The sequence below is a fragment of the Streptomyces sp. NPDC053750 genome, from assembly GCF_044544295.1.
Lineage (GTDB): Bacteria > Actinomycetota > Actinomycetes > Streptomycetales > Streptomycetaceae > Streptomyces.
Window position 1 is genome coordinate 722,919 of sequence record NZ_JBITXB010000002.1, and the last position, 12,704, is coordinate 735,622.

Sequence of the window (12,704 nt, forward strand, 5' to 3'; positions counted from 1 at the left end):
TGCGACGGGCTGCGGCGCGGGGTCCAAGGGGTCCGGCAGGGGTTCGACAGGCTCCGATGCGGCTTCGGCGGGTTCCGGCACCGGCCCGACGGGCGTGCGCACAAGCCCACCAGGCCCCGGCACGGGGCGTCCGGTGGACCCCCGCACGCGTTCCGCCGGCCCCGCCACGACGGCCCCCCGCGTGGCCTTCTACGGTGACGACGTCACCGGATCCACCGATGCCCTCGCCCAGTTCCACCGGGCCGGACTGCGCGGCCTGCTGCTGTTCGGGCAGGAGGGGCGGGCGCCGGACGACGACGGCGCCGGGACCGGGGGCGGTCACGACGTGATCGGCATGGCCGGAGTCGCCCGCTCACTGCCCACCGCGCACATGGCCGACGAGGTCGGGCCGGCGCTGGAACGGCTGCGGTCCACCGGAGCCGGGTTCGTGCAGTACAAGATGTGTTCCACCGCCGACTCGTCGCCCCACCGGGGCAGCCTGGGGTGCGCCGCGGAGCTCGGCAGGGACGTCTTCGGCACCGCGACCGTCCCGGTGCTGGCCGCCCAGCCGGACCTCGGCCGCTACACGGCCTTCGGCCACCACTTCGCCCAGGACGACGACGGCCGCGTACACCGCCTGGACCGGCAGCCCACCATGTCCCGCCACCCCGTGACCCCGATGGGCGAGTCGGACCTGCGCCTGCACCTGGCCGCACAGACCGCACTGCCCGTCACCTCCTTCGACCTGCGCGCCTACGAACTGCCCTACCAGCAGGCCCGCATGCGCTACGAACAAATGGCCGCCGCCGGACCCGGCCTCGTCGTCCTCGACGCCCTGACGCACGCACACGCGCGGTACGCGGCGCGATTGGCCCTGACCTGCGGGACCGCACCCGGGTTCGCGCTCGGCTCCGGCGGTCTCAGCCTCGCGGTCGGCCAGGTGCTCGGCGGCTCGGAAACGACGGTGCCCCACCGTCTGCCGGAGCCCGGCCGCGCGATCGTCGTGTCGGGCAGCCGCGCCGCCCGGACCGGCGCCCAGCTCCGGCACGCGGCGGCGCGGGGATGGGGGACGGTGCCCGTTCCCGTGGACCCGCACCACGGCTGCGACACCTCGCCCGCCGCGCTGACCCGGCTGCGGGACGCGGTGCTGCGCGCCCTGGACGGCCCCGCACCCGGCGTCGTCGTCCACGCCCAGCCGGCGGGCCCCCGGGACACACCCGGCGCGGACCCCCTCCACACGCTCGGCGACGCCCTCGCCCACGCCGTCCGCGCCGCCGTCGCCGGCGCCGGGGTGCGCCGCGTGGTCGTGGCGGGCGGCGACACGGCGGGCCGGGTGGTGCGCCGGCTGGGCGCCCGCAGCGCCGAGATCGACACCCTGCTCGCCCCCGGCGCGGCCCTGTGCCTCCTGAACTGCGACGACCCACTCATCGACGGCGTGTCGCTCGTCCTCAAGGGCGGGCAGGCAGGCCCGGTCGACCTCTTCGACCGGGTCACCGGACGGACCTGCGCCACCGCCGAAACCACCGACCCATCCAGGGAGCCCGGGACGTGACCACCGCACCGCACACCCTGCGCACCGCCCACCTCACCGAACCGCTCGGCATCGACGACCAGCACCCCGACCTCTCCTGGCGGCTCGGCCGCGGGAGCCAGCAGGCCTACCAGGTCCAAGCGGCCACCGGTCCCGCCCTGCTCGACTCCGGCGCGTGCGATCTGTGGGACAGCGGACGCGTGGCCGGATCCCGCAGCACCGGGATCCGCTTCGACGGCAAGCCGCCCGGCGCCCGGCAACGCGTCTGGTGGCGGGTGCGCACCTGGTGCGACGACCGGCCCTCACCCTGGAGCGCCGCCGCGACCTGGGAGACCGGCCTGCCCACGGAGTCCGACTGGGCCGGAGCCCAGTGGATCACGGCAGAGCGGACCGACCCGCCCGCCCGGCTGCCGCTGCTGGTGAAGGACTTCCACCTGCCGCACGCCCCGCTCTCGGCCCGCCTGTACGCGACGGCCCTCGGCACCTACGAGGCGACCGTCAACGGCATCGGCGCCGGCCCCGCCCTCCTCGAACCCGGCTACACCGCCTACGACAAGCGCCTGTTGTACGCCACGTACGACATCACCGAGGCACTGCGCGCGGGTGACAACACCGTGGGGGTGAGCCTGGGCAACGGCATCGCGCACGCCCCCCGGGTGCCGGGACGGTACGCCAAACTGCACCTCGACCACGGCGTGCCCCGGGCCCGCGCGCTGCTGTACGTCGTCCACGAGGACGGCACCTCCACCACGCTCGTCACCGACCCGACCTGGCGCACCGCCGAGGGCCCGATCACGCTGTCCGCCTGGTTCGGCGGCGAGGAACACGACGCCCGCCTCGAACCGCACGGCTGGGACAGCCCCGGCCACGACCGCCGGGCCTGGAGCACCGCCGTGCCCGCACCGCTCGACGGCGTGCGGCTGACCGCCCGCACCCACCCGCCCGTCGAGGTCGTCGACAGCATCACGCCGGTCTCGACGAGCGAACCGCGACCCGGCGTCCACGTCTTCGACCTCGGCGTGAACATCGCCGGCCGGCCGCGCCTGAAGGTCACCGGCCCCGCGGGAACCTCCGTCGTGATCCGCCCCGCCGAACTCCTCACCGCCGACGGCACGGTGAACCAGCGCTTCACCGGCAGCCCCTGCTACGACCGCTACACCCTGCGCGGGGATCCGGGAGGCGAGGAATGGGCCCCGGCGACGGTCTACCACGGCTTCCGCTACCTCCAGGTCGAGCACCTGCCCGGCCCGCCCGCCCCGGACACCGTGCGCGGCGAGGTGATGCGCGCCGCCAATCCCCGGGCCGGCGGCTTCAGCTGCTCCTCCGATCTGCTGAGCGGCATCCACCGGCTCATCGACCGTGCCGTGCAGGGCAACATGTTCAGCGTCCTCACCGACTGCCCGCACCGCGAGAAACTCGGCTGGCTGGAGCAGACCCACCTGGTCTTCCCCGCCGTGGCGGGCGGCTACGACGTCGCCGCCTACTACCGCAAACTCGTGCGCGACATGTCCGACGCGCAGACCGAGTCGGGACTCGTTCCGGGGACCGCCCCCGAATACAAGGTGTTCGAGGACAAGTTCCGCGACGACCCCAACTGGGGCGGCGCCCTGGTCCTCGCCTCCTGGCACCTGTACCGGACGTACGGCGACACGACGACCCTGCGCACCCACTACCAGGCCATGATGCGCTACCTCGAGCACCTGCACTCCCGTTCCGACGACGGACTGCTGCTGCGCCACGGCCTCGGCGACTGGATCACCTTCGACGACTCCACCCCCAAGGCCGTCACCGCGACCTACGCCCACCACCGCATCGCCACCGCGCTCGGCGACATCGCCGAGGCGATCGGGCGGACCGGCGACGCCGCCGCCCACCGGCGGCTCGCGCGCCGGATCGCCGAAGCCTTCCACGCGGAGTTCTTCGACCCGGACCGCCACACCTACGGCAGCGGCAGCCAGGCATGCGACGCGCTCGCCCTGGAGACGGGCGCGGTCCCGCCCGGGGAACGGCCGGCGGTGCTGGCGCATCTGATCGAGTCGATCCGCGCGGCCGGCGACCACGTCACCGTCGGCGAGATCGCCCTCCCCGCACTGCTGCGCGTCCTGTCCGCACACGGCCGCGACGACGTCGTCTGGGACCTGCTCAGCCGCACCGACAGCCCGAGCTACGGGTACCAGCTCGCCCACGGGGCTACGGCCCTGACGGAACGCTGGGACGGGCCCACCCGCGGCTCCTCGCAGAACCACTTCATGCTCGGCGCCGCCGCCGAGTGGCTCACCGCGTCCCTGGTGGGCCTGCGGCAGGCCGCGGACTCGGTCGCGTACGACCACATCGTCGTCCGGCCCGCCCCGGTGGGCGACCTCACCTGGGCGAGCGCCTGGTACGAGACACCTCGCGGCCGGGCCGGCGTGACCTGGCACCGGGGCACGGACGAGTTCCGGCTGACCGTCGCACTGCCGCCGGGGGCGCCCTCGCGGGTGGAGCTGCCCCTGCCGGACGGCGGACGCGACGTACGCGAGGTGCCGCCCGGCACCTGGGAGTTCACGGTGCCGGGCGTGTGGTCGCGTGAGGAGTGAACGGGTCGGATCAGGACGGCGCGCGGACCGGGAAGTAGACCGCGTACCGCTCGTCGGTCACCTCGTGCAGCGGGACGAACCGCAGCCCGTGCCGCTGCCCGCGGGCCCGCCAGGAGCCGCTCCAGCGAAACGGCTCGCGCTCCTCGTCCGCGGCGAGCAGCGTTTCGGGACGCCCGGCGTCCCCGGTCAGCTCGCGCTCCTCGTCGCACAGCCCCGCCAGGACCACGGGCCCGTCGAGGAACGCCACGGTGCCGGGCCGGTCGGGCAGCGGTTCGGCGCGCAGCCGTGCCGGCAGCTCGACGCGCACGGTGTTGCGGTGCCAGACGCGCCGCACCGGCAGCAGGCCCGGCCCGGTGGTGTCCGGCCCCGGCTGCGGCTCGGGCACGCCGTCGACGGTGAGCGTCACGGGCCGGGCCGCCCACTCCGGTACGCGCAGTGCCAGCGTGAACTCGACCGGCCGCTCGGCGCGCACCTCGACGTCGACGGCCCAGCGCCCGGGCCGGTGCACCGCTCCCGCACCGCCCCCCGCGGCGATGTGCGTACCGATCCCGGTGTCCGGCCGCTGCGTCAGTTCGACGGTCACGCCGTCGTGTTCGTGCCGCAGCGCGGACGGGATGTACTGGCCGATCGTGACCCCGTCCTCGGCGGTGTACCAGGCGTGGGCGGTGTGCAGCGTGTGGGCCTGGACCATCGTGCCGTGGCAGCACCAGAAGCTGTCGGTGGGCGTGCCCCACTTCTTGGCCGAGCCCGGACGCAGGGGCAGGTAGTAGGCGGGCATCCCGGTGCGCGGGTGCTGCTGGGCGAGGACGCCGTTGTACAGGTTGCGCTCGATGTAGTCGGCGTAGGTGAGGTCACCGCTCCACCGCAGCAGGGTGTGGGCGAGACGGATCATGTTGTGGACCACACAGTGTTCCTGAGTGCGCGGACCCAGACGGGCCGCGAACGCGTGCGGAGGGGTCCACACCTCCTCGCTGGTCTGCCCGCCCGTGGCGAAGTGCCCACGCTCGCTCACCGCGCACCGCCAGTACGCCTCGACGACCCGGCGCCACCGCTCCTCGCCGGTCACTTCGAACGCCCGGGCCGCACCGAGCACTTCGGGCACCGTGGTGTTCGCGTGCCGGTTGGTCAGCGGGTCGGCCCCCGCGAGCAGCGGCTCGAACAGCCGCGGCCGGTCGTAGCGGCGGACCAGCTCCAGATGGGCCTTGTCGGCGGTGACGGCGTACAGCTGTGCCCACACCTCCAGCATGCCGCCCGTCTCGTGGTCGAGGAGGTCGTCGAGCCCGGTGCGGTCGAATCCGTCCGTGAAGCGGTGGAACCACCGCGCCGCGCTCACCACCGTGTCGAGGGCGGTGTCGCTGCCCAGCCAGCGGTGCGCGTCGAGGAGCCCCATCAAGGTCTTGTGCACGGTGTAGTGCGGGGCCCACACCGGCCGGCCCGCGGCGATGCGGTGCAGGTATTTCTCGGGGATGGAGAACACCCACTCGCCGCCGTTCTCCCGCTGCAGCAGGGAGAGCCGGGTGACGACCGCCTCCGCCCGTGCGCGCAGTTCCGGGTCGCCGTCCGCGGCCGTGGCACAGATCCGTGCGGCGGCCGACAGCCAGTGCCCGAGGAAGTGGCCGCGCAGCTGCGACTCCAGCGACTCCCAGCCGCCGTGCCAGGCGGCGGACGGCACCGGTTCGCCGGGTGCGAAGACCCCGGCCTCGAAGCGGAAGGCGCGCAGCAGACACGCCGGGTCCAGGCTCATCAGATAGGCCCGGACCAGGCCGAGGCGCTGCGCGAAGGGGTTGGGGACGTCCAGGTAGTCGATCCTGCCGAGATGCGACAAGAGGTGCACGTTTTCCGCGGGTACCTCCGTGTATCGATGCATTGCACCAAGACATCCGTGTACAAACCGAATTGTCAAGAGGTGAGGGGCAGTTGACGAACCCGGACGAGACAGCGCAGCAGCCCGCGCACGGCGAGCCGCCGGAGACGGGAGGCACGGGGACGGTGCCGTACTGGGCCGACCTCGCCCCCGGCACCGGGCGCCGCCCGCCCCGCGCCCGCTTCACCTCCGGCGCGGCCCGGCTCGACCTGAACGGCACCTGGTCCTTCCGCCTGTCGCCGACCGCCGACGCGCCCCTGGACTTCCTCGGCCCCGGCGGCCCCGGCGCCGACGACGGCACCTGGTCGCCCCTGCCCGTCCCCTCGCACTGGGTCCTGCACGGCCACGGCGTCCCCCGCTACACCAACACCGCCTACCCGTTCCCCATCGACCCGCCGCACGTCCCCGACGCCAACCCGACCGGCGACCACCACCGCACCTTCCACCTGCCCGACGGCTGGCGGACGGCCGGCAGCGTGCTGCGCTTCGACGGCGTCGACTCCTGCTTCAAGGTGTGGCTCAACGGCCGCGAACTGGGCACCTCCAAGGGCAGCCGGCTGCCCGCCGAGTTCGACGCCGGCCGGGCGCTGCGCCCCGGCCGCAACGACCTCGCCGTCCGGGTCCACCGCTGGTCCTCCGGCAGCTACCTGGAGGACCAGGACATGTGGTGGCTGCCGGGCATCTTCCGCGACGTGACGCTGCTCGAAGTCCCCGACGGATCCCTGGGCGACTGCTTCGTGCACGCCTCCTACGACCACGAACGGGGGAGCGGGACCCTGCGCGTCGACACCGACGTGCCCGCGCACCTGTCCCTGCCGGAGCTCGGTGTCCACGGCCACCCCGCCGACCGCCCCCTCACCCTCCCGGGCATCGAACCGTGGAGCGCCGAGCACCCCCGCCTCTACGCCGGGCAACTCGTCCCCCTCACCGGCGCCGAGCCGGTCGGCCTGCGCATCGGCTTCCGCAGCGTGGCGATCCGGGACGGCGTCTTCACCGTCAACGGCGCCCCCGTCCTGCTGCGCGGCGTCAACCGCCACGAACACGACCCCGACCACGGGCGCGCCCTCACCGTCGACACGATGCGCCACGACCTGCTCCTGATGAAGCAGAACAACATCAACGCCGTGCGCACCGCCCACTACCCCCCGCACCCCGCCTTCCTCGACCTCTGCGACGAGCTGGGCCTGTGGGTGATCGACGAGTGCGACATCGAGACGCACGGGTTCATCCACGCCGACTGGGCGGGCAACCCCGCCGACGACCCCCGCTGGCGGCCGATGCTCCTGGACCGGATGCGCCGCATGGTCGAACGGGACAAGAACCACCCCAGCGTCGTCATCTGGTCCCTGGGCAACGAGAGCCATCACGGCGCGAACCTCGCCGCCCTCGCCGACTGGACCCGCGAGCGCGACCCGTCCCGGCCGCTGCACTACGAGCGTGACCGCACCTACCGTCACTCAGACTTCTACAGCCTCATGTATGCCTCCGTGGCCGAGGTCGACCGCATCGGCCGCCACGAGGAACCCGCCCCCGACGAGACCGCCGCCGAGCCCGACCTGGAGCGGCGCCGGCGCGGCCTGCCCTTCCTGCTGTGCGAGTACGCCCACGCCATGGGCAACGGCCCCGGCTCCCTCACCGAGTACCAGCGCACCCTGGAACGGCACCCGCGCTGCGCCGGGGCCTTCGTCTGGGAGTGGATCGACCACGGCCTGCGCCGCACCGACGACGAGGGTCGCGCGTACTTCGCGTACGGCGGCGACTTCGGGGACAGCCCGCACGGCGGCACCTTCTGCATCGACGGGCTGCTGTTCCCCGACCGCACCCCTTCGCCCGGCCTCGCGGCGTACAAGAAGGCCATCGAGCCGGTCGGCATCGGCATCGACGTCGGCGCCGGACGGATACGGGTGCACAACCGGTACGACGTGCGGGACCTGGCGCACCTGCGGTTCGCATGGACCCTCGAGACGGACGGGGTCGAGGTCGCGCGGGGCGAGGTGAAGGTGCCGCACGTGGGGGCGCGCCGGGAGACGGAGGTGGCGCTGCCCGTCCCGCCGCCCCGGCTCGCGGGGGAGACGTGGCTGACGGTCCGCGCGGTCCTGGCCGCCGACGAGCCGTGGGCACCGGCCGGGCACGAGGTGGCGTGGGCGCAGGCCCGCGTCCCGGCGAGCCCGGCCCGACAGGGTACCCGCGGGCGCCGGCCGACCCTGGCCGACGCCGTCTTCGACGCGCCCACCGGATTGCTGCGTGCCCTGGGCGGGCTCGCCCTGGACGGTCCCCACCTCGACATATGGCGTGCCCCCACCGAGAACGACCGCGGCATGGGCGACAACTCGGTACTGCGGGAGTGGCGAGCCGCGGGACTGGACCGGCTGGTCACCCGCACGGAAGGCGTCGAGCGACGGCCGGAACGGCTGGTGGTCCGGGCCCGCATGGCGCCGGACGGTCTGCCCCACGGCCTGCGCGTGCGGCACACCTGGACCCCACACGGCGACGCGCTGCTCCTGACCGTCGACATCGTCCCGGACGGCCCCTGGGACGGCCTGACCCTGCCACGGGCGGGCATACGCTTCACGCTGCCCGCCCGCCACGACCGGATCCGCTGGTACGGCAAGGGCCCGGGGGAGGCGTACCCCGACAGCGAACAGGCCGCCCGTATCGGCCTGTTCACCGCCGACGTGGCGGAGCTCCAGACCCCTTACGTCGTCCCGCAGGAGAACGGACGGCGCGCGGCGGTCCGCTGGGCCGAGCTCGTCGACCCGGCGACCGGAACGGGGCTGCGCGTCGAGGCGGCCGACCGCGGACGACCCTTCGGTCTGACGGTCCGGCCGTGGAGCACCGAGGAGCTCGAAGCGGCCGCGCACCCGCACGACCTGACAGCCGGTGACCGCCTCCACCTCCACCTGGACGCCGCCCAGTACGGCCTCGGCAGCGCCTCCTGCGGGCCGGGCCCGCTGGAGCGCCACCGGCTGCGTCCTCAGGCGTGGCGCCTCGCGCTGCTGCTGCGGTCGCTCGCGTCCGGCGAGGCAGGATGAGCACCGTCCGCGCGGAGCACCCGTACGTCCCACGCCCCCAGACCCAGCCCGTCCCCGGCGCCGAGCCGCTCCTCGCCGAGGACGTCGCGGACCGCCTCGGGAACGGCGACCCGTACCGGCTCCCACGCCCAGTTGTGCACGAACCACAGCCGCTGCCCGTGCGCGTTGCGCGCCGACGTCACGGTCACCGTCGCGGGCAGCGGCGCCCAGCGGGCCGCTGCCGTCGCGCGACCGGTGGCGTGCCGGGCCAGCGCCTCGGCGAACGCGGAGTCGGGCAGCGTCCCGACGTAGGTCACCCGGCCCCGCCCGTGGTCCCGGGCGGTCGCGGCGGGCCACCGTCCGAAGTGGGGGTGCCGGTAGTGGGCGAGCACCTGGGCGTCGTCCACTTCCACGCCGTCCGCCCACTCCAGGGCCTGCGCACCGGGGGCGAGTCGCAGCGACGACCCCGCGGTCGCCGTGACCTCCAAGGGGCCGGGCAGGTTCGCGTACTCCAGGTAGTGGATCCCGGCGGCCGCCCGCAGAGCGGCCCCCGGCGCCACCTCGGCCCGGGCCCGTGCCTCGACGTCGGCGTAACCGGTCCGGAACGTGAGCATCAGGTGCCCGCCCGCATGCGCGTACGCGTCGAGGAGGGAGAGCGTCTCGTCGTCGCAGACGTAGAGCGCGGGCACGACCAGGGTGCCGGTGAGTGCGGCGGGGTCGGCCGCGAGCCGGCGCAGAGCCGTCGCCAGCTGCCCCGGGGACATGATCCGGGCCTGTGCCCCGGCGTCGAAGAGCCCCTTGTAGAACGCCCCGAAGACACGCGCGTACGCCCTCGGGTCGGGATCGGACGTGCCCGGGCGGGACAGCGGCGGCTGGCACTGCATCGCCCAGTCGCTCTCCACCGACCGGACGAGCACGGCGTCCGCGTCCGGGACCAGGCCCGTCAGCGCCTCCCCGGCCGCCTCGAACTCCTCGGCCACCCGTCGCACCTCGCGCTGTGTCCGGCCCGGTTCGAGGGCGTGCCCGAGGATGCCGCCCCAGTAGGTTTCCGCCCCGTACGGCAGCGTGTGCCAGTGCCAGTACTGCACCAGGCGTGCCCCGCGCGCGGCCAGCGCCCAGGCGGCCTGCCGCAACTGGCCGTCGTATCCCGGCCGGTTGGTGTGCGACCCGCCGATCGAGGCGGCGTTCGTCTCCGTGACCAGGAACGGCTCCTGACGCGCGCCCCACAGCCGGTCCGCCGACTGGTACAGCTGCCACACCCCCTGGCCGAACCAGCCGCCCTCGTGCCGCCGGTCCGCGTCGGGCAGGGCGAGCTCGTCCTGCGCCACGTAGTAGACGTTGCCGGCCGTCACGTCCAGGGTGCGGGTCACCGCCTCCTCGTCGACCGCGGGGCGGGTCACCGCCAGGCAGGTGGTCACGTACTGGTCGTCACGGGCCGACTCGCGGACGATCGCCGCCTGCCAGGCGATGAACTCGGCCGTCAGATCGGCCTGGTGGCGGCGCCAGGCCAGGTCGTACGAGGGGGTGGTGTTGCCCCGAGGGGTCCACAGCTCGTCCCACGACGACAGGCGGTGCGACCAGTAGGTCAGCCCCCACGCCTCGTTGAGCGCGTCCACGTCCCCGTAGCGTTCCCGCAGCCGCGCCACGAAGCCCTCGAACACCCCCCGGTTGTGCAGCAGGAGCAGTCCGGGCTCGTTGTCGACCTGGAATCCCACCACGGCAGGATGGCCGGCGTGCGCGGAGACGATGCGGCGCACCACCCGCTCCGCGTACCGCAGGAACACCGGGTGTGTGAAGTCCACCTCCTGCCGGGCGCCCCAGGGCACCCGGCTGCCGTCCGCGCGCTCCGCGGCGATCTCCGGGTGGGCCCGTTGCAGCCAGGGCGGGACGGCGTAGGTGGGCGTGCCGAGCAGCACACCGATGCCGCGTTCGTGCGCCCCGTCCAGGACGGGGGCCGGCCAGTCCAGGTCGAAGACGCCGTCGCGCGGCTCCCAGGTGGACCACACCGATTCACCGACCCTGATCAGGGAGATCCCCGTCGCGGCCATGAGATCGAGGTCCGTCTCCAGCCGGTCCGTGGGCTGGTACTCGTGGTAGTACGCGGTTCCCACCCGGACCCGGTCGTTCGTGCCCGCCGATGTTCGCCTCAGGTAATCCGACATGCCCAGAAGGTGGCATGCCACCTGAATGCCGTCAATGGAAAGGGAGTTGCGTGAACACTCACCACGACCGGAAGGCAACCCCGTACGAGCCCGACTGGGCCTCCCTGCGCGAGCACCGCGTCCCGGACTGGTTCCGAGACGCCAAGCTCGGCATCTGGGCGCACTGGGGCCCGCAGTCCGCGGCCCGCAGGGGAGACTGGTACGCCCGCCACCTCTACGGCCCCTACGAGGGCACCGAGGGCTTCGAACGGGAGCGGACCGCCCGGCAGACGGAGCACCACCGCCGGCACTTCGGGCACCCGTCCCGCTTCGGTCACAAGGACCTGTGCCACGCCTGGCGGGCCGAGCGGTTCGACCCGGAGGCGCTGATGGACCGCTTCCGCCGCACCGGCGCCCGCTACTTCGTGTCCCTCGCCGCCCACTGCGACAACTTCGACCTGTGGGACTCCGCCCACCAGCCGTGGAACTCCGTCAACGTCGGTCCGCGCACCGACATCGTCGCCCGCTGGGCCGACGCCGCCCGCGCGGCGGGGCTCCGCTTCGGGGTGAGCATGCACGCCGGCTCCTGGACCTGGCGCTGGCTCGACGCCGCCTTCGGTCAGGACACGGACGGCCCGTACGCGGGCGTCCCGTACGACGGGCACCTCACGACCGCCGACGGGCGCGGGACCTGGTGGGAGGGGCTCGACCCGCGTGCCCTCTACGGCCGTCCGCGCCGGCCCGGCGAGAAACCGGACGTCGCCTTCGTCGACGACTTCTACGCCCGGCTGCGGGACGTCACCTTCCGCCACGACGCGGACCTCGTCTACCTGGACGACGCGCGGATGCCCTTCGACGAGGGCAGCGTGTGCCCGGCCGCCCCGCCCAGCCGCCGCGGCCTGGAGTTCCTCGCCGACTACTACGGCCGACGCCCCCAGGGAACCGTCAGCATCAAGACGATCCCCGACGAGGACCGCGGCGCCGTGCTGCTGGACGTCGAACGCGGCCAGCTCGGCGGCCTCGACCCGCACCCGTGGCAGTACGACACCAGCATCGGCGACTGGTTCTACCGGGACGGCGAACGCTACAAGACGGCCTCCGAGATCGTGCACCTGCTGATCGACACCGTCAGCAAGAACGGCTGCCTGCTGCTCAACGTCCCCCAGCTGCCCGACGGCACCATCGACGAGGAGACGGGCACCGTGCTCGACTCCCTCGGCGCCTGGACCGAGCGCTGCGGCGAGGCCGTCTTCGGCACCCGGCCCTGGACGGTGTACGGGGAGGGCCCGACCAACGTCACCGGCGACCGCGCCCGGGAGAAGGCGCTCACCTACACACCCCGCGACATCCGCTTCACCCGCTCCACCGGGGACGGCGGCGCCCTCTACGCCTTCCTCATGGCATGGCCGGACGACCGCACCGCCCGCATCCGCAGCCTGGGCACCGCACGCGGCCTCGTCACGGGACCGCCCCGCCGGGTCACCCTGCTCGGCACCGACGCCCCGGTCCGGTGGACCGCCGGCCGCGACGCCCTGGAGGTGCAGTTGCCCGACCGGCCGCCCACCCCGTACGCGCAGGTACTGCGGATCGAGCTGGACTGAG

General features: G+C 74.0%; 6 protein-coding genes. 4 read left to right on the plus strand and 2 right to left on the minus strand.

From position 1 onward, the window contains the following. The first annotated feature begins 133 nt into the window (after positions 1–133). Positions 134–1,531 carry a four-carbon acid sugar kinase family protein gene (locus tag ACIGO6_RS08690; protein WP_399873185.1) on the plus strand — a complete coding sequence of 466 codons (1,398 nt, stop codon included), beginning with the start codon at positions 134–136 and terminating at the stop codon, positions 1,529–1,531. Beyond that, entirely contained in the window at positions 1,528–4,086 is a 2,559-nt protein-coding gene (locus ACIGO6_RS08695; RefSeq protein ID WP_399873187.1) for a family 78 glycoside hydrolase catalytic domain, read from the plus strand. The genes ACIGO6_RS08690 and ACIGO6_RS08695 overlap by 4 nt, the downstream gene beginning before the upstream one ends. A 10-nt stretch (positions 4,087–4,096) precedes the next feature. Here the strand turns inward: ACIGO6_RS08695 and ACIGO6_RS08700 are convergent, their stop codons facing one another. Further along, entirely contained in the window at positions 4,097–5,911 is a 1,815-nt protein-coding gene (locus ACIGO6_RS08700; protein ID WP_399873190.1) for a beta-L-arabinofuranosidase domain-containing protein, read from the minus strand. 92 nt (positions 5,912–6,003) lie between these two features. On the opposite strand from ACIGO6_RS08700, the gene ACIGO6_RS08705 reads away from it, so the two are divergent. Then, positions 6,004–8,982 carry a glycoside hydrolase family 2 TIM barrel-domain containing protein gene (locus tag ACIGO6_RS08705; protein ID WP_399873192.1) on the plus strand — a complete coding sequence of 993 codons (2,979 nt, stop codon included), beginning with the start codon at positions 6,004–6,006 and terminating at the stop codon, positions 8,980–8,982. Here the strand turns inward: ACIGO6_RS08705 and ACIGO6_RS08710 are convergent. Next, positions 8,925–11,123, minus strand: coding sequence for a beta-galactosidase (locus ACIGO6_RS08710; protein ID WP_399873196.1), 2,199 nt, complete (start codon positions 11,121–11,123; stop codon positions 8,925–8,927). The genes ACIGO6_RS08705 and ACIGO6_RS08710 overlap by 58 nt on opposite strands. Positions 11,124–11,173: 50 nt before the next feature. On the opposite strand from ACIGO6_RS08710, the gene ACIGO6_RS08715 reads away from it, so the two are divergent. After that, a complete protein-coding gene (locus ACIGO6_RS08715) occupies positions 11,174–12,703 on the plus strand; it encodes an alpha-L-fucosidase (protein WP_399873199.1) in 1,530 nt (509 codons plus the stop codon). Position 12,704 lies beyond the last annotated feature (1 nt).

Coding starts and splice junctions, on each gene's coding strand:
- ACIGO6_RS08710 (WP_399873196.1), bottom strand. CDS start 11,123: ATGTCGGATTACCTGAGGCGAACATCGGCGGGCACGAACGACCGGGTC.